This window comes from Desulfoluna sp. CLI2B (genome assembly GCF_056847375.1).
This window is the reverse complement of record NZ_CP186557.1, coordinates 3,694,368-3,716,351: the sequence shown is the minus strand read 5'-3', so window position 1 is coordinate 3,716,351 and position 21,984 is coordinate 3,694,368. Positions and strand designations below refer to the sequence as shown.

At 57.8% G+C, this 21,984-nt stretch carries 16 protein-coding genes and 1 tRNA gene; 13 read left to right on the top strand and 4 right to left on the bottom strand.

Annotated elements, in window-relative coordinates; translation table 11 throughout:
* Window positions 1–295: 295 nt before the first annotated feature.
* The 3 genes from ACOYW2_RS17445 (at window position 296) to ACOYW2_RS17435 (ending at window position 6,859) form a co-directional block, all read left to right on the top strand.
* On the top strand, window positions 296–2,674 hold the full coding sequence (locus tag ACOYW2_RS17445; protein WP_482767371.1) for a methyl-accepting chemotaxis protein: 2,379 nt from the start codon (window positions 296–298) through the stop codon (window positions 2,672–2,674).
* A gap of 233 nt (window positions 2,675–2,907) precedes the next feature.
* Window positions 2,908–5,568 (top strand): DEAD/DEAH box helicase, encoded by a 2,661-nt coding sequence (locus ACOYW2_RS17440; RefSeq protein ID WP_482767370.1) that lies wholly within the window; start codon window positions 2,908–2,910, stop codon window positions 5,566–5,568.
* 244 nt (window positions 5,569–5,812) lie between these two features.
* The gene (locus ACOYW2_RS17435; protein ID WP_482767369.1) at window positions 5,813–6,859 is read left to right on the top strand and encodes an SWIM zinc finger family protein; all 1,047 of its coding nucleotides are present in this window, start codon (window positions 5,813–5,815) and stop codon (window positions 6,857–6,859) included.
* A 64-nt stretch (window positions 6,860–6,923) separates the two neighbouring features.
* Here the strand turns inward: ACOYW2_RS17435 and ACOYW2_RS17430 are convergent.
* From ACOYW2_RS17430 to ACOYW2_RS17420, 3 genes are all read right to left on the bottom strand, one after another.
* Window positions 6,924–7,000 (bottom strand) — tRNA-Met (locus ACOYW2_RS17430).
* A 1,020-nt stretch (window positions 7,001–8,020) separates the two neighbouring features.
* Window positions 8,021–8,377 carry an Hsp70 family protein gene (locus ACOYW2_RS17425; RefSeq protein ID WP_482767368.1) on the bottom strand — a complete coding sequence of 119 codons (357 nt, stop codon included), beginning with the start codon at window positions 8,375–8,377 and terminating at the stop codon, window positions 8,021–8,023.
* A 104-nt stretch (window positions 8,378–8,481) separates the two neighbouring features.
* Window positions 8,482–9,297 (bottom strand): Hsp70 family protein, encoded by an 816-nt coding sequence (locus ACOYW2_RS17420; protein WP_482767367.1) that lies wholly within the window; start codon window positions 9,295–9,297, stop codon window positions 8,482–8,484.
* Between the two features lie 441 nt (window positions 9,298–9,738).
* Between ACOYW2_RS17420 and ACOYW2_RS17415 the strand changes: the two genes are divergently transcribed.
* The 8 genes from ACOYW2_RS17415 (at window position 9,739) to ACOYW2_RS17380 (ending at window position 19,309) form a co-directional block, all read left to right on the top strand.
* Window positions 9,739–10,665, top strand: coding sequence for a hypothetical protein (locus ACOYW2_RS17415; protein ID WP_482767366.1), 927 nt, complete (start codon window positions 9,739–9,741; stop codon window positions 10,663–10,665).
* Window positions 10,662–11,837: an ankyrin repeat domain-containing protein gene (locus ACOYW2_RS17410; protein ID WP_482767365.1), complete on the top strand. Its 1,176-nt coding sequence runs from the start codon at window positions 10,662–10,664 to the stop codon at window positions 11,835–11,837. The genes ACOYW2_RS17415 and ACOYW2_RS17410 overlap by 4 nt, the downstream gene beginning before the upstream one ends.
* A gap of 189 nt (window positions 11,838–12,026) precedes the next feature.
* Complete coding sequence (locus ACOYW2_RS17405) at window positions 12,027–12,401, top strand: desulfoferrodoxin (protein ID WP_180140580.1); 375 nt, start codon at window positions 12,027–12,029, stop codon at window positions 12,399–12,401.
* An 81-nt stretch (window positions 12,402–12,482) separates the two neighbouring features.
* Entirely contained in the window at window positions 12,483–12,638 is a 156-nt protein-coding gene (locus ACOYW2_RS17400) for a rubredoxin-like domain-containing protein (protein WP_175469652.1), read from the top strand.
* Window positions 12,639–12,663: 25 nt separating this feature from the next.
* Entirely contained in the window at window positions 12,664–12,999 is a 336-nt protein-coding gene (locus tag ACOYW2_RS17395) for a cytochrome c3 family protein (protein WP_482767364.1), read from the top strand.
* 564 nt (window positions 13,000–13,563) lie between these two features.
* The gene (locus tag ACOYW2_RS17390; protein ID WP_482767363.1) at window positions 13,564–14,562 is read left to right on the top strand and encodes a hypothetical protein; all 999 of its coding nucleotides are present in this window, start codon (window positions 13,564–13,566) and stop codon (window positions 14,560–14,562) included.
* Window positions 14,559–16,967 carry a cytochrome ubiquinol oxidase subunit I gene (locus tag ACOYW2_RS17385; RefSeq protein WP_482767362.1) on the top strand — a complete coding sequence of 803 codons (2,409 nt, stop codon included), beginning with the start codon at window positions 14,559–14,561 and terminating at the stop codon, window positions 16,965–16,967. The genes ACOYW2_RS17390 and ACOYW2_RS17385 overlap by 4 nt, the downstream gene beginning before the upstream one ends.
* A gap of 686 nt (window positions 16,968–17,653) precedes the next feature.
* Entirely contained in the window at window positions 17,654–19,309 is a 1,656-nt protein-coding gene (locus ACOYW2_RS17380) for an FAD-dependent oxidoreductase (protein WP_482767361.1), read from the top strand.
* Window positions 19,310–19,657: 348 nt separating this feature from the next.
* Here the strand turns inward: ACOYW2_RS17380 and ACOYW2_RS17375 are convergent, their stop codons facing one another.
* Window positions 19,658–19,957: a hypothetical protein gene (locus tag ACOYW2_RS17375; RefSeq protein ID WP_482767360.1), complete on the bottom strand. Its 300-nt coding sequence runs from the start codon at window positions 19,955–19,957 to the stop codon at window positions 19,658–19,660.
* Between the two features lie 476 nt (window positions 19,958–20,433).
* Here ACOYW2_RS17375 and ACOYW2_RS17370 point away from each other — a divergent pair, with 476 nt between their 5' ends.
* Both ACOYW2_RS17370 and ACOYW2_RS17365 read left to right on the top strand, forming a co-directional pair.
* Window positions 20,434–21,417: an SPFH domain-containing protein gene (locus ACOYW2_RS17370; protein WP_482767359.1), complete on the top strand. Its 984-nt coding sequence runs from the start codon at window positions 20,434–20,436 to the stop codon at window positions 21,415–21,417.
* A 182-nt stretch (window positions 21,418–21,599) separates the two neighbouring features.
* A complete protein-coding gene (locus tag ACOYW2_RS17365) occupies window positions 21,600–21,956 on the top strand; it encodes a hypothetical protein (RefSeq protein ID WP_482767358.1) in 357 nt (118 codons plus the stop codon).
* Window positions 21,957–21,984 lie beyond the last annotated feature (28 nt).

The following is a 21,984-nucleotide window of genomic DNA, read 5'->3' as shown; positions in this document are numbered from 1 at the left end:
ATACCGCTCAGAAAACATCGATGAATTACAAGGGGATTTGCCGGTTTTTGATGCTGCTTGTTCTTAATGCTCAGTATTAAGTTTTGCGGCGCGATGCCGATACATAAGACATACGACGGGTTTGTTGACGACGACGCAGTGTTTACTGTCCCCGTTTCATTTTTCTGTGATCGATGTTGTGGTGCCTGAACGGTGGTTCAGTGCGGAGTGCGCGCGTTGACAGGGGCATCAGGAGACCGGTGATGCGCCGTCAGCCGACAACCCACCTTGAGAACGCTGCAATGGAGGATCGTGGATGTTTGTGACAGTCGGGCTTAAGAAGAAGTTGATGGCAGGGTTTACGCTGGTTGTCGGGGTGCTGCTGCTGGTGGGCCTCACGGGGTATTTCAGTTTGAACCGGGTGATCCACAAGGCGCGTGAAGGGAGCATGACCCTGGAACTGGATGTGGCCATGAATGCCCTGAGCGGCAAGCAGAGTGCCTATACGGCAGAGGGCAGCCCCGAACAGTACGATGCCCTGAGTCGGGGGATCGAAAACACCGGGGAAAAGGTGTCCGAGCTGGAGGAGGCTCTCGGCCAGACAGAAGCGGTCAAAAATCTCAAGGACGGCGGGGATGCCTACGTCGCCCATCTTGCGTCCCTGAAAAAGGCCAAGGAGACCAAGGCGGCCCTGCTCCTGGAGCTCCAGAAGAGTGCCGGTGAGGTCCACGCCGTGGTCACCGATGAGGCGGTGGCTGCCCAGGAAGCCATCCGGAAGGAGGTGCTGGAGAGCAGCTCGTATTATCTGAAAAAAATGGCCTTCTCGTCGGTGCGAAACCTGGTGGACGTGGCCCACGGGGCCGTGGAAAACATGCTTATTTCGGGTCGTCCCAAAAAAGAGGCCCTGGCCATGATCCGCAACATGCGCTTTGACGGCAACAACTATTTTTTCGTTGTGGACTCCTCGTACACCCTGGTCACCCACGGGGGCAACCGGGCCCTGGAGGGCATGGACTACTCCAAGATTACCGATCCAAAGACCGGCAAGGCCTTTGTGGTGACCTCCGTGGACGGGGCCGTGGAAAAAGGGGTTTCGGTAACCGAGTACCATTTCACAAAGCCTGGCATGGGGGAGGCGGTGTTTCCCAAGGTGACGGTGGCCAAATATTTTAAGCCCTGGGACATCGTGATCTGCGCCGGGGTGTACGTGGACGACATCGAGACCGCCGGAAAAGAGCTGGGCGGGGTCATTGGCGATGGCTTTCAAAAGCTCCAGGAGATCGACCGGGTGGGATCCGTGCTCAACGAGGCGCGCCTGGCCGTTCTTTACTATATCGTGGGCGGTGGGTCTGCCGACAGGGTCAATGCGCTTCTCTCGGAACTCACGGGGCTTCCTTCGGCCACGGAGCTCATGAAAACCGCGGTGCAGGGCTACATGGCGCACTGGGACGATTATGTGGCGGAAGATCATCTGGAGGCAACGGTGGGCAGTGACGCCCGGGACGTCATCGAAGAGCTCTCGGACAAGATGGGCGCCATGGCTGCGGAGGCCGGAACCGATTTTGCGGACACGGCCGCCAGGGGCAAGATGGTCATCGCGTTGTTCATCGTCCTGGGGGTGGGCCTGGCCGTGGGGGCAGCCGCGTTTCTCATCGTATCCATCACCACCCCGTTGCGACAGGCCAGCGCCATGCTGCGGGATATCGCCGAAGGGGAAGGGGACCTCACCCAGCGCCTCTCCGTTTCAAGTAACGATGAGCTGGGAGACATGGCCCACTGGTTCAACGCCTTTGTGTCCCGGCTTCAGGCCATGATCGGAGAGGTGGCCGCCAACTCCGGAACCCTGGCACTCTCTTCCGAGAGCCTGACGGGCCTGGCTGCCCAGATGGCAGGGGGTGCCGAAGCCACCTCCGGGAAGTCCCACGCCGTGGCCGCGGCCGCCGAGCAGATGAGCGCCAACATGGAAGATGTCTCCAGGGAGACCGTGCAGTCCGCCTCGGCCATCAACTCCATGGCCTCGGCAACCGAGGAGATGACCTCCACCATCGGAGAAATCGCCCAGAACTCGGAGTCGGCCCGCACCATCACCGGAGAGGCCGTTACCCAGGCCAGGCGAACCAAAGAGAAGGTCGGGGCGTTAGGGGAGGCGGCCCTGGAAATCGGCAAGGTCACCGAGGCCATCGCCGAGATCTCCGAGCAGATCAATTTGCTGGCCTTGAACGCCACCATTGAGGCGGCCCGGGCAGGGGAGGCGGGCAAGGGCTTTGCCGTGGTGGCCGACGAGATCAAGGAGCTGGCACGGCAGACCGCCGCCTCCAGCCAGGAGATCAAGGAGCGCATCGGCGGGGTCCAGGCCTCCACCGACGACACGGTGAACGAGATCGACGCCATCGCAGGGGTCATCGACAGCGTCAACCAGATCGTCATCACCATCGCCGCGGCCATTGAAGAGCAGTCCGCCACCACCGTGGAGATCTCGGGCAACGTCAACCAGACCTCCACCGGCATCCAGGCCATGACCGAGAAGGTGCAGGAGAGCTCCGGCGTGTCCCGGGACATGGCCCGTGAGATCGCCGAGGTCAACCACACCGCAGGCGAGATGACCGAGGTGAGCGCCAGGGTCAACACCAACGCCGAAGAGCTCAAGGGGCTTTCTGATGAGCTGAAGGCACTGGTGGGGCGGTTTAAGGTGTGATGTAAGGGGGAGGCTTAAAGGCTAAAGGGCTAAAGGCAAAAGGCTGAAGGGCAAAAGGCGAAGGGATGCTCTTCGCCTTTTGCTTTTTGGGAAAAACAGTTGACCCGTGAGGGACCTTGAAAATAAAGTGGCTGCCATGGGATGAAGCATGGCGAAACAGCCTGTATATAAGGGGATGTTTCACCTGATAGCGATGATATGGAAGCGGAGTGATAGCGATAACGATGGGTTCGATGTTAACACTGGCCGTCATGCCCGACGGGGGGCTTCTCCCGGAGTGGGCCGAGGCGAAACGATCTGTCCCCAAGGCCGTGGAACGGTTCCAGAAGGACCTTTACCGGCGCTTTGTCGAGGCAAAGGAGAGCTGGCTCTTTACACTGGGGTGCCTTGAGGTCCCGGCCGGCGCCGACCCCTCCCTTTCCTGGGGGGCTGCCGTGGCCAAAGATTATGTGGGAGGGCTGGTGCGCCTCTCCGATCTGGAGACTCTCCGCGGCTCGGCCCGGGTCCCCGCAGAGGCCCATCGCATGGCCGCCCACCTTGCCTCGGTTCCCATGATGGTGGGGGCGGACCGGGTGGACGGCGACCTGCTGGCGTCCATGTGGGACGAGCTGGAGACCGGTTTTTCCTCACTGATGGCTGATCACAAGGGAAGCGTGGCAGAGTTGTTCGCGACCCTCAACCCCGGGATTCATCTTGCCGGACGGGTCTTTTTCCACCTTGTGGAGAACCGCAATGGCGACGAACCCTTTGCCTTTATGGCCACCTATTCCCAGGCCGGTGAAAACGGCACCCGCCACCTGCCCATGTCCCGCGCCCTGGATGAGTTCGAGGACGACGAACTGGTCTCCCTTCTGACAACCGTCTACCGGGCCTCGGACAAAAGCGAGCTGGTGGCGGACCTCGTGGACAGCGGGGAGCTTTTTTACCCCCTGGCCTGGGGACCGGACGAGGCTTTCGCGTTTTTAAAAGAGGTCCCCGTATGCGAATCCTGCGGGGTGATCTGCCGCATCCCGGACTGGTGGAAGCCGTCGTCGTCCCGCGTGGGGGTTCGCCTCTCCCTGGGGGACAAGGCCCCGCCCATGGTAGGGAAGGGGGCGCTCCTTGCCTTTTCACCGGGCATCATGATGGGCGAGCTTGCCCTCACCGAGGAGGAGGCACGGGAGATCCTCGCCGAGAGCGAAGGCCTGGCTTTCTTGAAAAACCGCTGGGTGGCCGTGGATCATGCCAGGCTGGCCCAGGCCATTGACGCCTGCGAGCGTGCCCGGGACCTCGTGGAGAGCGGGCTCACCATGTCCGAGGCCATGCGCCTCCAGCTTCGGCCCGACAGCCTCCTGGGCGACGCCCTGGGCCAGGTGCCCTGCGAGGTCTCCCGGGGGGAGTGGCTGGACGCCACCCTGACCAGGTTGGAACATCCGGGCCGGGCCCCTGAGACCCCGGTGGCCAATGGGTTCAAAGCCACCTTGAGGGGCTACCAGCAGCAGGGCCTCAACTGGCTGGGGTTTCTGGATCAGCTTGCCTTTGGCGCCTGCCTTGCCGATGACATGGGCCTGGGAAAGACGGTTCAGCTCCTGGCCTTTCTGAGCAGCCGAAAAGAGAAAACCGGGCCGTCTCTCCTTGTGCTTCCAGCCTCCCTTGTCACCAACTGGCTGAACGAGATCCGCACCTTTGCCCCGGACCTCCGGGTGTTCACGGCCCACCCCGATTACGTAACCGCGCAGGAGGGCCGCACCCTGGCCTCCGAGAAAAAACGGCTGGCCGCAGAAGGACCGGAGGCTCTCAACGGCCTGGACCTTGTGATCACCACCTACACCCTGGTGCAGAAGTATGCCTGGCTCAAAGAGCACGCCTGGGACTGCCTGATTTTAGACGAGGCCCAGGCCATCAAGAACCCGGCCACCCGTCAGACCCGGTCCGTCAAAGAGCTCAACGCCCGCCAGCGCGTGGCCATGACCGGTACCCCGGTGGAGAACCGCCTGGGGGATCTCTGGTCCCTCTTTGATTTTTTGAACCCCGGCCTTTTGGGTACGCGCACCGAGTTCGCCGAGTTTTCCAAAAGCCTGAAATCAGACCCCGAGGGCTACGCCCGGCTGAGAAAGCTTATTTCCCCCTTTGTCCTGCGCCGCCTCAAGACCGATACCTCCATTATCTCTGACCTTCCCGACAAGGTGGTGATGAAGAGCTACGCAGGTCTTTCCAAAAAACAGGTGGTGCTCTATCGCAAACGCGTGGCGGATCTGGCCCATCACCTGGAGACAGCCACGGGCATCGCCAAGCGAGGCCTGGTGCTCTCTTCCCTCATGAAATTCAAGCAGCTCTGCAACCACCCGGACCAGTACGTGGGCGAGGGGGCCTTTAAGGAGAGCGAGAGTGGCAAGTTCCAGCGGCTCCGTGAGATCTGCGAGACCATCCTGGAGAAGCGGGAGCGGGTGCTGGTCTTTACCCAGTTCAAAGAGATGACCGAACCCCTTCGGGCCTTTTTGGAAGGGGTCTTCGGCCATCCGGGCCTGGTGCTCCACGGCGGGGTGCCCGTGGGCAGGCGGGCCGAGCTCATCGACACCTTCCAGGCCGACGCCTACTGCCCCTTTATGGTGCTCTCCCTCAAAGCCGGGGGCGTGGGCCTTAACCTTACCCGGGCCAACCACGTGGTCCACTTTGATCGGTGGTGGAACCCGGCCGTGGAGAACCAGGCCACAGACAGAGCCTTCCGCATCGGCCAGACCAAAAAGGTGGTGGTGCACACCTTTGTCACCAAAGGCACCGTGGAAGAGAAAATCGACGCCATGCTTGAAGCCAAGCGCGACCTCGCGGATCAGGTGGTCTCTGCGTCGGGCGAGGCCCTGGTGACGGAGATGTCCCGCGAGGAGCTGGTGGCGCTTTTTACATTGGCATCGTAATCTGAACAAAATGGGTACAAGGCAGCTACTCAGCTTGCCTTCTATGGCTAACGCAGGGTTAAGAGGGCTCAGGAAAAACAAAAACAATGCCTCCGGCGGCGAGGTGCCCGCTTCGAAAGCAGGTTGCGAATGTGATGAAACCGAACTTGTTCTTGAAGCCTGTTTATTGAACTTTTTAAGGGCTTAGCCCCCGGCAGGGACGCCGGAGGCAACAGTGACGTGAATAATTACACAAGGGGTCCCCATGGGATACTACGGATTTCCAAAATACGTGTCGGTGGCCGAGAAACGGGCCAAGGCCGAAAAGAAACTCAAGCAGCTGAAGCGCAAGCATCCGGATATCTCCCCTGTGGTCATTCAAGGAAAGGCCCTGGCGTCGAGCTGGTGGGGCAAGGCGTGGAACCAAAACCTGGAAGGGTACGCCGACTTTGCCAATCGCCTGGGGCGAGGCAGGAGCTACGCTCGGCACGGGGCGGTACTGGACCTAAAGGTTGAGGCCGGCAAGGTGACGGCCCTGGTCATCGGCAGCGAGCCCTATCCGTATAAAGTGAGCGTCCGTATTCGGGCCATCTCCGTGCCGAACTGGCTGGCCCTGAAGGAGGCCGCCGTGGGCACCATGGACTCGGTGCAGGACCTCATGGCAGGGCGCATGCCAAAGGCTGTAGGGGAACTGCTCACCCAGAAGGGCAAAGGGCTTTTTCCCACCCCCAAAGAGATCTCCTTTACCTGCAGCTGCCCGGACAGCGCCTCCATGTGCAAGCATGTGGCCGCCTGCCTCTACGGGGTAGGGGCTCGCCTGGACGAGGATCCTTCCCTTTTGTTTCTGCTCAGAAAGGTGGAGCTGCAGGAACTCATCACCGAAAAGATGAACCGGGCCAGGGGCACCCTGCGTCGCAAAGTCGTGAAAAAGAGCGACAAGGCCCTTAAAAAGACCGAAGGGCTCTCGGAGCTCTTTGGTATTGATCTGGGGGGCGGGGAGGATCCTCCGGCAGTGAGCAAAAAAACAGCCGTTTCCAAGGCCGGGGCCAGGGCCCAAAAACTCCGGGCCGCCTCCGGGAAAAAGACTGCACCCAAAAAACGCCCGGCCAAAAAGGCCACGCTGCCCGACGGCATGACCGCCCCCATGAAGAAGCTCGCAACACTCTTGCAAAAAAAGACGAACGGCGTGCCCGTGGCCGAGATGATCGCCGCCTCGAAGATGGAGCCTCAGAAAGTGCGCAACACCTTGTATCAGATGAAACAGAAAGGGTGGGTGACGTGCCCGTCCCGCGGGGTGTATCGGCTGGTGTAGGGTGGGATTGATAAAAACAAAAAAGGCCCGGAAGAATCATCTTCCGGGCCTTTGTATTTTTTAGTGGTAGCGGGAAGCGGATTTGAACCACTGACCTTCGGGTTATGAGCCCGACGAGCTACCAGACTGCTCCATCCCGCAACAACGAGGCAGACACTACATGGGGGGCTCTTTGAAGTCAAGGCATTTCGTGGGAACACGGAAAAAAAGGTTATCACCCTGGTCGTGGGGTGTGCCACCCGTAGGATGGGCAAAGCGGAGCGTGCCCATCTTTTTCACGGAGACCCCGTAGCTTCCCACCCCACAGACCCTTTTCGGCACACGTGATGGGCACGGCACGAAAGACGTCGTACCCCCAACAGGTGCGGGCTTGCCTTTGCCCATCCTACGCCCCCCGGTTTATTATCCTCATTTGCCGAGTGCCACCCGTAGGGTGGGCAAAGCGGAGCGTGCCCATCATTTTCACGGAGAACCCGTAGCTTCCCACCCCAGAGAACCTTTTCGGCACACGTGATGGGCACGGCACGAAAGGCGTTGTAAACCCAACGGGTGCGGGCTTGCCTTTGCCCATCCTACGCCCCCCAGGTTATTATCCTCATTTGCCGAGACCCACCCGTAGGATGGGCAAAGCGGAGCGTGCCCATCTTTTTTACGAAGAGCCCGTACCTTCCCACTCCACAGACCCTTTTCGGCACACGTGATGGGCACGGCACGAAAGGCGTCGTAATTCCAACAGGTACGGGCTTGCCTTTGCCCATCCTACGCCCCCCGGGTTATTATCCTCATTTGCCGAGTGCCACCCGTAGGATGGGCAAAGCGGAGCGTGCTCATCATTTTCACGGAGAGCCCGTACCTTCCCACCCCACAGACCCTTTTCGGCACACGTGATGGGCACGGCACGAAAGGCGTCGTAATCCCAACAGGTGCGAGCTTGCCTATGCCCATCCTACGCCCCCCGGGTTATGCCACCCGTAGGATGGGCAAAGCGGAGCGTGCCCATCATTTTCACGGAGAACCCGTAGCTTCCCACCCCAGAGAACCTTTTCGGCACACGTGATGGGCACGGCACGAAAGGCGTTGTAAACCCAACGGGTGCGGGCTTGCCTTTGCCCATCCTACGTTCCCCCGGTTATCGCTCCCGGTGGCTGTGTGCTATTGGCCCTAATGGGCTGTGAGGTAACTGCTGCACCCCAAACCGTAGGCAACGCTGGTGAAGGCGTCCTGGCTGTCGATTTTTTGGGTACCGAAGCGGCGCACGAAGAGGTCCCGGATCTTGAGGATATGGGAGGACCCACCGGTGAGGAAGACGGTGTCGATGTCGTCGGGGCCGAGGCCTGCCTGGGTCATGACGGAATCCACGCAGGCTTCGATTTTTTCCACGTCCCCGTGGATGATCTCATCAAACTCGCCGCGGGCAAGGGGCTCGGAGATGGCCAGCTGGCCTTCCTTGAACCGGATCAGGGCGGCCTCGTCCGTGGAGAGGCTGCACTTGGTCTTTTCGATGGCTCGGAAAAGCAAATAGCCGTAGTTGTCCTCGATGAGGTTCTGGAGGTTTTCGATGAGCCGGGGATTGTCCGCCCTGTGGTGGATATCCTTTAAGATGGCCTCGATTTTGGGGTGCCTCAGGTGGGGGATCTGGTGCCACTGTCTGAGCTGGAGACGATGTCAGCGGGCAGGGTGAAGTCGTCGTAGAGGGCTTTGACACGCACTTCTTTGCCGAAATAGGGGGCCACCTTGTGCCACATGATGGCCGAGTCAAAGGTGTCGCCGCCGATATAAACCCCGCCCAGGCCCAGCACGTCGTCGCGCCGGTTTTTGTTTTTTCCGGTGTTGCCGCCCCTGGCCCTGATGATGGTAAAATCCGAGGTACCGCCCCCGAAGTCACCGACCAGCACGGTTTTTTCCTCGCCGTCTGCCAGGGTGTTCTCGTAGGCAAGGGCCGCTGCAATGGGCTCCAGCTGGAAGCGCACGTCCGTAAACCCGGCCAGCTCTGCGGCCTTTAAGAGCCTGCGGTTGGCCAGCTCCTCGCACTCTGGGTCTTCGGAAAAGACCACCGGGCGTCCCAGCACCAGGCTGTCGGCGGGTTTGCCCACGGCTTTTTCGCCCCGCTCCCGGATGGTGCGCAGGATCATGCCGATGAGCTGCTCCAGGGTGTAGGTCTTGTTGCCCACCTCGGTTTTTTCAAAGCTGGCGTCGGGTAAAAAGCTTTTGATGGACTGGATGTAGCGGCCGAAGGCGTCGTTTTCGATGTACTGGTTCACCGCCTCCTGGCCAGAGAAGAACTGGCGTTCTTCGTCATCGTAGTAGATGACCGATTTCAAGGTGTTGCCGGTTTCGTTGTACCGGTCGATGTCGATCATTGAGACCTTGCCGTCGACATTGGCCGAAAGGGCCGAGTTGCTGGTTCCAAAATCCAGTCCGAATACCACAGACGTCATACGCTTCACCTCGAAACATAGGCGCGGGGCTGCCCTGGGGGACGTGCCGCAGGCCTTATCACAAAAAACCGGTGCGCAAGGGAACTTGTGCACCGGCCGGGGGCTTCTTCTTAAATTGAAGATCGGGAATTTACACCAAGCCATGGCAAATGGCAAGCCTTCCGGGGCAAACGCATTTAGATTTTGCCTCCGGCGGCCCTGCCGGGGGCCAAACTTTTGAAAAGTTTGACAAACAGGTTTCGTTTTTACCGAAACGTTTTTGCGGAGCTTTTTTCAAAAAGCGACCCGCCGGAGGCAACTGAATTGTTACATGCGTTGGCCCTGACAAGTCTTCCCTTGTGTGTGCGATACATTACAAGCCCTGTGGCGGGGAACGTGATATGGTGATTCCTCGTATGTGCCTTGTTTCGGACCCTATTGAAAAAATTCATGGAGCCCCCTATGAGACGTGTCAGCCTCGTTGTCTGTCTGTTGTGCCTGTTGATCTGCTTTCCGGCCCTTTGCCTTTCCGCCCCGCCCGGGGATTTGACCGGTCAGGAGAAGGCCGAACGCCTGGCCGGTGTCATGGCCCCTGTGTTTGATATCCATTTGAGCCAGGATTATTCCACCATTGAAAAGGGCGAGGTGTTTTCAGACCTTGTCCTGGACGAGGAGAACGAAGAGGCCCGGTTCGAGGCCCGTGAATTTTTCGAGGCCACGGGCTTGAAGCTCTCCTGCACGGTGGGGCGGGAAGAAGCGTTCCTCCACCTGTCCGAGACCTGGGACGGTGCCGACCGGGACGTGGTGAAGGCTATCCACAAAGGCCTGGCGTTTTACCACAGGGAAAAGACCATTGACGGCGGCGTGCGCGTCCTCTTTCGCCACGCACGCTTAGAATCCAAAGACGCTTATTATGTGGTGCAGCTGGACATCCGCAATCGGGACAACGCCACGCCGTCCCTAACCCTTGGCTGCTACCGAAAAGAGCGGAGCAGGGCCACCTCCATGTTTACGGTGCCCGACGCCGCCTGGAAGTCCTGGAAGCCGGAGGTCAAAGAAGGGGAGACTGAGGCCAAGACCCGTGTGGCGGTGGCCATGTATCGTGCCAAGGACGCTGAAGGGGATGTCTTCGGCACCCACCTGCTGGAGGTATCCTTTCTCAAGGGGATGCCCTGGCTCTCCTTTCGGCCCCGGCTTTATCCCATGTGGGAAAAGGCAAATCCCGAATCCGCCCAAAAAGGATTTATCAGGGAGCTCACCGGGGTCTTTGTGGACGATACACCCTTTGCAGCCTTTGTCCGGGCCAAAGAGCGAAGGTTTCTTGTCACATTTATCGGGGACCCACGGCAGCCCTTTTTTCCCTGGGCCCCGAGGATTTTGCCGCTTTGAAACAAGGCAGTTTTATCCAGTTTGACCTGGTGAGCGTCCTCGGCGAAAAGATGCAGGTGCGCTTTCCCCTCAACGGCTCCATGGAGGCCCTCACCCTTTTGGAGAACCTGCCGGAAAACAAGGGCAAGCCCACTTTGGACGGGCTGGTCCTGGCCGGGGACCTTTCCGGGGTGGAGGCGGCCATGGCCTCTGGGGCGTCTGTCAACACCAAGCCGTCAGGCGGCATGTCCCCCCTGGCCCTTGCCGTGAAGATGGACGACACGGCCATGGTTCGACTCCTGGGGAAGGCGCCGGACCTTGATACCGAAGAGAAAAACAGCGAAGGCGACGGGTTCCTCCACATTGCGGCCCACTACAAACACGGTAACGCCATGCTTGATGCCCTTTTGGCCATCGGTTGCGACACCGAAATTCGGGACGAAAACGGCCGTACCCCCTTAAGCCGAACGGTCTGTTACGACGGCATGGGCAAGGTCGACAGCCTCCTTGGGGCCGGTGCGCGTATCGACGCCCCGGACGAGGACGGGTACACCGCCCTGCACCACACCGTGAGAAACCGATTCTCTTCCGAGGAGGAGACCGAGTACCTCATCAAGCACGGAGCCGACAAAAACCGGCGAACCGGCGACGGGCATACCCCCCTCATGGTGGCCATTGAGAATCAGTGCTGGGGACATATCCAGAAACTCCTGGCCTTGGACGTCGCCCTTTCTCCCACAAACAACAAAGGCCAGACCGCCCTGGCCATGGCCGAGGCGTACCGGGACAGCAGCGACCTCACCGAGATGATCCCCACCCTGATCCTGGCAGGGGAGGAGGCCGTAAAAAAGACCCATGAGGCCTACGCCAACCTGGCCACGATCCTCGAAAACAAGGGGCTCTACCACATCGGGTTCCACAACACCACGAGCGAGACCGTCATGGTGGCCGTGCGCATCAAGGACACGGACGGAGACTGGGTGACCCGATCCTGGGCCAAATACACCCCAGGGGAAAAGGGGATTATGACCCGCAGCCCCAACAGCATCTTTTACTTTTTTGCAGAATCCGAGAGCTGGGTGTGGAAGGGCACGGACAACTATCGGACCATCTCGGGGAAAAAGGTGGGCATGCGTGAGGTGAAGCTGAAGTCCCGGTACAAGGGCGAATCGTACTATTATACGCTCAAATAAAGGCCCCTCAGCCAGGGGTGCCGGCCAGGGCATTTCCATCTATTTCAATTGAAAATCAACGGAATTTAATATAGAATTTCTTCCACATATCTTGGGAATACGACCTGCGTACCCGTCACCGCAACGGTGACCCCGACAAGCATCCGCAAGACGGCGGACTGCTTATGCCCATCTTTTATGGAGGACACTATGATTGAACGAAACCAGATTTTTAAATGTGATTTGTGTGGAAATATCGTTGAAGTGATGGTGGGGGGCGGACCCATCCCCGTCTGCTGCGGTCAGGACATGGCCCTGCTTACGGAAAATACCGAAGACGCTGCCGTTGAAAAGCATGTCCCCGTGGTTGAAAAAATCGCCGGTGGCTTTCGCGTGGTCGTAGGCGAAGTGGCCCACCCCATGCTGGACGCCCATTACATTCAGTGGATCGAGATCCTTGCCGACGGCAAGGTCTACCGCCAGTACCTGAACCCCGGTGACGCCCCTGAGGCGACCTTCATGATCGACGCAGACACCGTCACCGCCCGGGAGTACTGCAACCTCCACGGCCTCTGGAAGAAGTAGGCGGCCGTGACCTTTGGCGGGGGACGTCGCCTGGCTGTCCCCCGCATCAGTATCCCACCCGTTACAAAGGGAGGATGACCCATGGAAAAAAGCTGGAAATGCACGGCATGTGGCTACAGCCTGAAAGACAAGGAGCCCCCTGAGGAGTGTCCGGCGTGCAAGGAAAAATGCACGTTTGTGGACAACATCGACTACACCCAGAACATCGGAGACAAACGACCCGACGAGCGGATTTGATGCGGAGGCATTGGAAGGAGCGAGGATGAGAAGGGTTGGGAGTGTGCTGGCAGCCGTTCTGCTGGTTGGTGTATGCTGCGCGTTTGCCGGACAGGGGAGTGAGTCCCTTGTTCTGCCTGTGGAGGGGAAATACGGAGAGGTGGCCTTCCCGCATTGGAACCATCAGGCAACCCTGGGGGACTGCAACACCTGCCATGGGATGTTTCCCCAGGAGACCGGCGCCATTGATCGACTCATTGCCGATAACGGCCTGAAGAAAAAACAGGTGATGAACAATTGTCGCGCATGCCATCGCACGACGGCAAAAACAGGGAACCCCAGCGGCCCGGTCAAGTGTTTTGACTGCCACGCCAAGGGGTAGACAATTTTGAAGACGAAAAACCGCAGTGCCACGCGCTGCGGTTTTTTTTGTAGCTATTCAGTTGCCTCCGACGGCCAGGTGGGGGCACAGGGGAACCCCCCTGTTGCGAATGCTTGAAGGCAGAGATCAATCGATGACGTTCGAGTGAACATAGTTTGGAGGGTAAGCCCTCACCTGGGGGGCCTCGCCACGTTTGACAGTTCCACCGGTCGACGTAGATAACATCTCACATATATTAACGGTTCATCACACGAAGCGAGACACACTGAAACGGAGCGCCGCACTCCTGTGCGGCTTTTTAGTCCGTTGTTACCCATGCCGCACCGGAGTGCGGCGCTCCAGGGATCAAGGGGGACTAAATGGTGACGAAACACGCTGATGGCCGAAACGATGACCAAGGCCAAAAAGAAACCGGACCGTTTTGAGCGGTTAACATTCAAGCCTCCCGTTGGACGGGAGGGGATGATCCGTTCGTAAGACCTGTTTGTCAAACTTTATAAAAGTTTGGCCCCCGGCAGTGCCGCCGGAGGCTATTTTTATGCAAAAACAGATGGGGGAGAGACCATGGTATTTGAGAGCCTGCACGCCGGAGGCGTCGCCTTGCCCGTCCCTGCCTGGATCGTTCGGGGACTTCACCTTGCAACCCTCACCGCCCACGTGGCGGTTATGACCCTTCTTCTTGGAGGCGCCCTCATCTATGCCGTCGGTTTTTTCAGCGGTAACGGCGAGGCACCGGAGGCGCCTCGCCTGCCTGTGTGGACAGCCTTTGCCGTCAACACAGGGGTCGCGCCCCTGCTCTTCTGTCAGGCTCTTTTCGCCCATTTTATCTACACCAGCTCCATTCTCATGGCCGGGTGGTGGATCGGCGTGCCGGTGGTGGTCATGGCCGCCTACGCCCTCTCGTACCTGGCGGTCTCCCCCGGAACAGCCTTCCAGGTCCGGGCATGGGCCGCCGTATCCGTGGCCCTGCTTCTTCTTTTTGTCTCCTTTGTCTTTGTCTGCAACATCGACCTCATGGCAAAGCCGGAACAGTGGGCACGCTATGCGGACTCCCCCCACGGGTGGATTCTTTTTGTGGGCGGGGCAGACACCCTGCTGCGATGGGGCCACGTGGTGCTGGCGGCCCTGTTCCACGCCTTGCTCCTCAGCCGGTTGCTGGGCAAGGCGGGCTCTTTGAACGGGCGCCCGGGGCTTTACCTTGGGGTCGGAGTTTTTATCTTATTGGCGGCAACGGGTCTTTTCCATTTTGTCTCTCTGCCCGAGGCCGTGAGGCAGGGGGCGGAAAGCGGCGTGCTCTCCGTTTATTATTTGGCGGCCTCGGCCCTTGTGCTGGCAGGACTCCTCCTTGCGGGCCGGTTAAAGATCTGCGTCGCCTGGGCCCTGGGGAACCTCACCCTCATGATCTGCTACCGCGAGCAGGTGCGCACCGGGTTCTTGGCGCCCGTCACCACAACAGGGCCCGCCGACTACGGCTCCCTGATGATGTTTGCCCTGGCCCTGCTTGCTGGGGGCGCTGCCTTTGCTTACATGCTGAGCCTTCTCGGCAAAGGGGGTGAGGCATGAGCTATCCGGTGCTCGATTTTTTTACTGGGGGCGGAGGCCTTCTTATCGCCATTATAGCCGTAACCCATGTCTACGTGGCCCATTTTGCCGTGGGGGGAGGGCTTTTCCTGGTGCTTACCGAAGCCCGGGCACGAAAACGCCAGAGCGCGCCCCTTTTGGCCTATGTGAAAGGGCATACAAAGTTTTTCCTCCTGCTCACCATGGTCTTTGGCGGTCTCTCCGGGGTGGCCATCTGGTTCACCATCGGCATCCTGAGCCCGGATGCCACGGGCAAGCTCATCGAGGTGTTTCTCTTTGCCTGGGCCGCCGAGTGGGTCTTCTTCTCCGTGGAGATCACGGCCCTTCTCATCTATTGGTACCGCTTCGACTCCCTGTCGCCTACAGATCATCTCCGGGTGGGGTGGATCTATTTCGGGGCAGCCTGGCTTTCCCTTTTCATCATTAACGGGGTGATCAGCTTCATGCTCACCCCCGGGGCCTGGGCCGCCACCGGCCGGTTCATGGACGCCTTCTTCAACCCCAGCTTTTGGCCCTCCACCCTGTTCCGAACCTTTCTGGCAATCTGGGCCGCAGGGCTTTTCGGCTTTGTCACCGCATCCTTTTCTAAGGTAGACGAGGTGCGGGAAGAGGTGCTGGGTTTTTACACCCTCTGGGTGGTGGGCATGGGGCTTGCCGTGCTCGGCTCAGGGCGTCTCTACCTTGCCTGGGTGCCCGAGGCGCACCTTCAAGGGCGCTATGAATTTGCCGCTGCCGTTCCCGGCCTTATTTCGGGGTTCACCGGCCTGACCCTTGTCATCATGGCCCTTGCCGCCTGCATGTGGATTCTGAAACATCGGGGCTTAAGAAAGCCCCTGGCATTGGGCGTTCTGGCCCTGGGCCTTCTCCACATGGGCCTGTTTGAGATGGTGCGGGAGCACGCGCGCAAACCCTGGATCATCCCCGGGGTGCTCTACGCCAACAACCTCTCGCCCCAACATGCAAGCGAGCTGAACCAAAGCGGGCTCCGAAGCCGCTCCCCCTGGCTTGCCGGTGACCAGCTCACCGGCCGGAACCTCTTTAAGGCTCAGTGCCTCTCCTGCCACAGCGTGGGTGGCCCCATCAACGACATCCGGCCCCTCACCGAACGCTATACCCCCCAAGGCCTGAGCCAGGCCCTGGCAGGCCAGGGGGTGCTTCACACTTACATGCCCCCGTTTTTTGGGGATGCCCGGGAGCGGCAGCTCCTGGCGGACTGGCTGACCCAGGGGCTGCACGGACCAAAAACAGTTGCGCCTGCGCCCCAAAATCCTGTAATGGCTATTGCCCCTCAACCCGACCCCCAAACCCGGAAAGAGCCCGTGCTCCTGGCCTGGCGCGGGACCCAGGGCAACGGGCGTCTGCAAAGCCCCCTTTTTGCCTCGGCAAAACCCGTGCCCCAGCGCATCCAGGCTGCCATGGTGATGCCGGGAGAGTTTCCGGAGGTGGTCATGGACGGGGCCGAACTCTCCGTGGCATCGGGTGGGGATGCCTATCCCATGACTTTTGACGACGACCTCGGCACCTGGGTGGCCGAAGCAGGGCAGGGGCGCTTCAATGATTCCTGCCAGGTGACGGCCACCGCTGACGGCCAGGAGCTGAACACTGTCCTGTTGCCCCCGGAACCCGATGCCCCCCGGGGCTGCTACCATTGCCACGGAGGTCCCCCCGACCCGGCGGGCATTGGAGAAGAGACCGCCGCGCAGATCCTGGCCGCCCACGACAAAAACAGCGGCACGTCTCTGGCGACATGGGCCGCGAAAGGTACATCCATAACCTGCCGAAGCTGCCGCGGGGCGGGGGATTCCGCCTCACCTTCGGCTGCCCTCCACGGCTGGCACAACCCCTACATGGCCGACAAAGGCGAGGCCTCCTGCCGCTTCTGCCACGACAGCGGCCCTGAGCATGTCCCCGCCTTTTTCTCCGGTCGTCACAGGGAGCCCCTTGACTGCACCCGGTGTCACGGCACCCTCACGGTTCATACGGCCCGGCTTCTCAAGGAGGTGAGTGCCGATGAAGTCGTTCCCTTAAAGGCGCCCCTGCATGCCACCCTGGAGATGGTTTCTCCACGGCAGGCCCATGCTCAGCTTCCCGACTGTCTCTCCTGTCATCAGGATTTTGAACCGCCCTCGGCAGACGCCACCGCCTCCATGACCTCATCCCCGGATGCGCGGTTCAGCGTCATGAAAGACGAGATGGAGGCCCTCTCCTGTGCTGCCTGCCACAGCAGGGCCCATGAACTGCTCCCCGCATCCCGCGAGGGCACCAACAACCAGTCCATCGCATACATGGGCGAACCGGGCGTCATCGGGCGCATCACCTGCACGGTCTGTCACGCCGAAGAACCCGAAGATGAAGGCCATCATCCGGGGATGTTGAAAAACAGATAATTTTTTTGGTAGAAATAGTACCTGCGATTCGGTTATGAACTCTGTGGTCAAAGAGAAAGAAAAAAGGCCTCCGGCGCCAGGGTGTGTGCTCCCTGAAACCCTACGGCGAATGCATGGAAGCTCTCCTTTTTCGAACGTTATCGAAGCATTCGCGTGATGTGTGACATCTTGCAATGCTCTTTGCCGGAGAGGCCTGTTTCACTTTTCTTGAAAAACGAAGCACGGGTGCGAAAATGTCGGAATTGTTTCGGCGGAGCCTGTGAATGATTACTTGAGACCTGTTTATCAAACTTTTTAAAAGTTTGGCCCCCGGCAGGGCCGCCGGAGGCTTTTTTGATCTGAATAGTTACAAAAAATGTAACCCATTCGAGAAAACTGGCTCCCCAAGCCCGGATATTTCACGAATCGAGTGAACCCATATTCAAGGCATCAGAGCTGCAGAAGTCGTGGCTTTATAAAAGCTCTGATAACGCGGAAGATGGGTGCACTCGGCTCGCCCGAAGGGAGAGACAATCGAGCAGAATACAGTGGATGACATGTTGTATTTTGAATTGTCTCGAATTTCCTTGGTAACCCATTGTAATGAGAAAATATATATTTGGTATGGTCGTTTTCTCATGAAATAGTCGGGCAAGGAGTCCACAAGGATACTTATTTAATAACAATACCAATATTGGGAGATACAGATGCAGAGAATCGTCATTGTCGGAGGAGTTGCAGGGGGTGCCACGGCTGCGGCCAGAGCACGCCGCCTGGAAGAAGACGCGGAGATCATTATTTTTGAACGGGGTGAGTACATCTCCTTTGCCAACTGCGGGCTGCCGTATTACATCGGCGGGGTGATCACCGAGCGGGACGCCCTGCTGGTAACCACCGAAGAGTCCTTCTCCAGTCGCTACAACGTGGATATCCGCAGCATGACCGAGGTCACGGACATCGACCGTGAGAAGAAAGAGGTAACGGTCCGGGACGTCAGGACCGGCAAGACCTCTGTAGAAAGCTACGATCGCCTGATCCTCTCCCCCGGTGCCGAGCCGTTTCGTCCGGCCATCAAGGGCATCGACCTGCCCGGGGTCTTTACCCTGAGGAACATCCCAGACACCGACCGCATCAAGCGCTACGTGGACGCCAAGGCTCCCAAGACCGCCCTGGTGGCAGGGGCCGGGTTCATCGGCCTGGAGATGGCAGAAAACCTTGTGGAGCGTGGGGTCGAGACCACCGTGGTGGAACTCACCGACCAGATCATGCCCCCCCTGGACGTGGAGATGGCCGCCGCCGTTGAAACCCACGTAAAGAGCAAGGGCACCACGGTCTTTACCTCCACATCGGTCCAGGGCATCGAGGCCACAGACGGTGCTTACGATGTGGTTCTCCAGAACGGAAAAGGTTCTGAAACAAGGCGATACGACCTGGTGCTCCTGGCCACGGGCGTGCGCCCGGAAACAAGCCTTGCCAAGGCCGCCGACCTGGCCATGTCCGACAAGGGCGGGGTGCGCGTGGACGCCTCCATGATGACCTCGGATCCCGCCATCCTTGCCACTGGCGACGCCGTCACCACCCTGGATTACGTCTCCGGGGCCGAAGTGGTGATCCCCCTGGCCGGTCCCGCCAACCGCCAGGGCCGTATCGCTGCCGACAACGCTTCCGGCAGGCGCTCTGTCTACAAAGGCACCCTCGGCACCTCCATTGCCAAGATTTTCGACATGAACGCTGCTTCCACCGGCATGAGCGAAAAGCGCCTGAAAGCCGACAATATTCCCTACAAAGCCAGCTGGACCCACTCCGGCTCCCACGCAGGCTACTACCCCGGCGCCGAGATGATGGCCATCAAGCTTCTCTTCGCCCCCAACGACGGCAAGGTCCTGGGCGCCCAGATCGTGGGCGGCAAAGGCGTGGACAAGCGCATCGACGTCATCGCAACGGCCATCAAGGCAGGCATGACCGTCTTCGATCTCCAGGAACTCGAACTGGCCTACGCTCCTCCCTTCTCCTCAGCCAAAGACCCCGTGAACATCGCAGGCTACGTGGCCGGCAACATCCTCATGGGTGACGTGGAGATGATCGACTACACGGAAACCCTCGCAGCAGATCCGGAAAAAGACCTCATCCTCGATGTGCGCACCGACGAAGAGATCCAGGAAAACGGCACCCTGGACCACGTCCTCCACATCCCCGTGGACCAGATCCGAAACCGCTGCGACGAAATCGACAAGTCCAAGCGTATCCTGGTTCTCTGTGCCATCGGCCTCCGCGGTTACCTCGGCTACCGTATCCTCAAGCACCGAGGCTACGACGTCAAAGCCGTGGCAGGCGGATACGCCACCTTGCGGCACATGAGATAAGGTGAAAGGAAATAGATAAAAGCAAAAAAAAGCCTCCGGCGGCAAGGTGTGCCACCTTGAAAGCAGGTTACCGCTGGGCTTTGCCCCTCATTCCTCGGGTCAAAGCCCAGCGGTATTCTGGCGAACTATTGTATGATTATTTATTTCCACGAAATCTAAAACGGCAATGGGCACCCCGATTCGGGGTGCCTATTTTGTTTTGGAAAGGGTCGTAGTTAGTGAAAAAGTTATTAAATAAATAGGATATTGGTCGATGCTTCTGAAGTTCCCTGACCCATTTCCGTGCGGCTTTTTTCCGTGAGCCCCCACAGCTTCACTACCCCCACGTGAACCAAACACCGGCACTCCTTAGGAGCGCCGCACTCCTGTGCGGCTTTCTTCCGCCTCCCCACGAGATACTGGCTCCGGCATAATCAAATCAAGCAAAACCGAACCAAAACCCGCCTCACAGCGAAGATACCCTGGCCTCATTCGTCGTTTTTTCCGCTCCTTCATCCTTTCCTTCTCTTCCCTGTAAATGGCCATCATGCGGCCGATCCTGGCGTACTTCCGGGCCAGAAGGTCCTCGGTGATGGTCCGGACTCCCCACCACTTGATGTCCAGTTGCAGGCCGTTTCCGCCCGGACCCTCGGCTCCCTCCAACTCCATAAAAAAATCACCCACCGATTAGGGCAATCGGTGAATTTACGGACTGACTCAATGCCAGTGACTATTTATTTGTTGAAAGTGTTCTTTCCTACGTATCACTAAGTTTTTTCAAATTGAAAAAAAATAATTTCAGGCGTATGAGAAATCAATGCATGGCTTCTTGGCCCGTAGTGGTGGCCTCTGTAGCCTATAGATGAAGTAAATATAAATGACTTATAAGTATGGTAGAGACTCGACACGTCTCGTATTAGGTAATTACTTTGTTTTGATCTTGTGAGTAGGCTGTCAATGTTGGGTAGAAGACTGGCTTATCTGCCACTTGAGAGTTCTGAACTGCTTCGGGTGGGTCAACCTACAAGCCGTTTTTTTGCACCCGTAGGCATGTAGCTTATCGACGGGTTTGTTGTTGGGTGTTCGAAATCCAAGCATGGGTTGGTAACGCCAAATGTTTTGGGACGTATATTGAGGGGAAATAGATGGATAAGATTTTGAGTTTGTTAACGTTGTGGGTCGTTCGTTTTGTTTTTGTCAAGGAAGGAACCAATGTTGTTATCACAAGGTTCGGAAAATACGTCAAAACGTTGACACCGGGGATGCAGTCTTTTGTTTCATTGTGGGGATTGCTGGGGAATGTGTACACTTTTAAGATTACCGATCCGATGACCTCAAATGTGATTTCAACCAATGAGGTTGATATCAAGGAAATTGTTTATGATTATCCCAAAGAGCGTGTTATTTCGAAGGATAATGTTCAGTTTGAGGTTAATGCCATTATCTATTTCAACGTTTTTGATCCTTACAAAGCCCTGTTCAAGGTGACGGATTATACCAGTTCACTGCGCAAGTTGGTCCAATCGATTTTACGGGCGGAAATCGGAAACCATGTTCTCGAAGAAACGTATTCCAACAGGGCTCTTATTTCCGAGTCGCTCACACGGGAAGCCGATAAGGCCACCGACGAATGGGGGATTCGAGTTGTCAGGCTTGAGATTAAAGAATTTGAGCTGGGCGCCTTTGCTGAACAATTGTTGCACCAGAAACAGCAAGATATCGAGAAGAGACAGCAAATCCTCCATGCCGAAGGGTTGCGTGAAGCAAAGATCAAAGAAGCCGAGGGCCAACGGGAGTATGAGATAACCATTGCAGATGGTAAGAAAGTTGCCGCTGCCGCCGAGGCGGAGGCCATCATCATTAAGGCAAAAGCAGATGCGGATGCTAAAAAGATGGAGTTTGAAGCGGAATCTTATGGGTATGAGGTTATCGCCAAGGTGATCCAGGAGCACCCGGACATCGCCTATTATCTCAAACTGCATGCTGGCAATACGATCAGCAAGAATTTGAGTGAAGGCAAAGCCACTAAGATATTCCTTCCAAATTCATCGGAACATCTCATTAGTTCGTTTTCATCTATTTCAGAAGCGCTGGATGCAGGCAAAAACACCCTTAAAAAAGATGTATAAGCTGTTGGGATGAGCAGACGGCTCTCTCGTCATTAAATAAGCATGCGGGAAAAACTATCAGAATACGCCCTCGCCGGCGAATTTAATGTTTACCCTGCTTAGAGATAGAGAATTGTTTTTCAGGTCGACCTGCCCCTGAACAAAACCATCTTCTCCTCTACGTCTTTATGTAGGAGACATTTATGAAACGAGCGCTCTTTATCATTTTTGTTTTTATAGTGCTTGGCATCATCATTGCGGCTGATTGCCACCCTGCATCGTTTTCTGGCTCAGAAAAAGAGAAACAAAAAGTTATTGCGTATATTCAGGAAACCGTTAAACAAGAATATTCGGCAATCGGTATGGGGGATGCCTCGACTCTGCGCATGATGGAGAACCAAGAGCTTAAATCCTTTAAGCAATTGACGAAGGTGACGGATACCTCATTATTGGATCACGTCATAGACCAATACTGCGGGATCGGGATGTGTAATTACCAGACTCTTCTCTTGATGTATAACCAGGAAAAGAAAGCGGCAAGTCAGTCCCTTACCTGGTAAATTTCAGGTCATCTCGAGAGGCATGCTT

Excerpts from the sequence above, each read along its gene's own strand:
- ACOYW2_RS17445 (WP_482767371.1), top strand. The coding sequence starts at position 296 with ATGTTTGTGACAGTCGGGCTTAAGAAGAAGTTGATGGCAGGGTTTACG.
- ACOYW2_RS17440 (WP_482767370.1), top strand. The coding sequence starts at position 2,908 with ATGTTAACACTGGCCGTCATGCCCGACGGGGGGCTTCTCCCGGAGTGG.
- ACOYW2_RS17435 (WP_482767369.1), top strand. The coding sequence starts at position 5,813 with ATGGGATACTACGGATTTCCAAAATACGTGTCGGTGGCCGAGAAACGG.
- ACOYW2_RS17420 (WP_482767367.1), bottom strand. The coding sequence starts at position 9,297 with ATGACGTCTGTGGTATTCGGACTGGATTTTGGAACCAGCAACTCGGCC.
- ACOYW2_RS17415 (WP_482767366.1), top strand. The coding sequence starts at position 9,739 with ATGAGACGTGTCAGCCTCGTTGTCTGTCTGTTGTGCCTGTTGATCTGC.
- ACOYW2_RS17405 (WP_180140580.1), top strand. The coding sequence starts at position 12,027 with ATGATTGAACGAAACCAGATTTTTAAATGTGATTTGTGTGGAAATATC.
- ACOYW2_RS17400 (WP_175469652.1), top strand. The coding sequence starts at position 12,483 with ATGGAAAAAAGCTGGAAATGCACGGCATGTGGCTACAGCCTGAAAGAC.
- ACOYW2_RS17395 (WP_482767364.1), top strand. The coding sequence starts at position 12,664 with ATGAGAAGGGTTGGGAGTGTGCTGGCAGCCGTTCTGCTGGTTGGTGTA.
- ACOYW2_RS17390 (WP_482767363.1), top strand. The coding sequence starts at position 13,564 with ATGGTATTTGAGAGCCTGCACGCCGGAGGCGTCGCCTTGCCCGTCCCT.
- ACOYW2_RS17385 (WP_482767362.1), top strand. The coding sequence starts at position 14,559 with ATGAGCTATCCGGTGCTCGATTTTTTTACTGGGGGCGGAGGCCTTCTT.
- ACOYW2_RS17380 (WP_482767361.1), top strand. The coding sequence starts at position 17,654 with ATGCAGAGAATCGTCATTGTCGGAGGAGTTGCAGGGGGTGCCACGGCT.
- ACOYW2_RS17375 (WP_482767360.1), bottom strand. The coding sequence starts at position 19,957 with ATGGAGTTGGAGGGAGCCGAGGGTCCGGGCGGAAACGGCCTGCAACTG.
- ACOYW2_RS17370 (WP_482767359.1), top strand. The coding sequence starts at position 20,434 with ATGGATAAGATTTTGAGTTTGTTAACGTTGTGGGTCGTTCGTTTTGTT.
- ACOYW2_RS17365 (WP_482767358.1), top strand. The coding sequence starts at position 21,600 with ATGAAACGAGCGCTCTTTATCATTTTTGTTTTTATAGTGCTTGGCATC.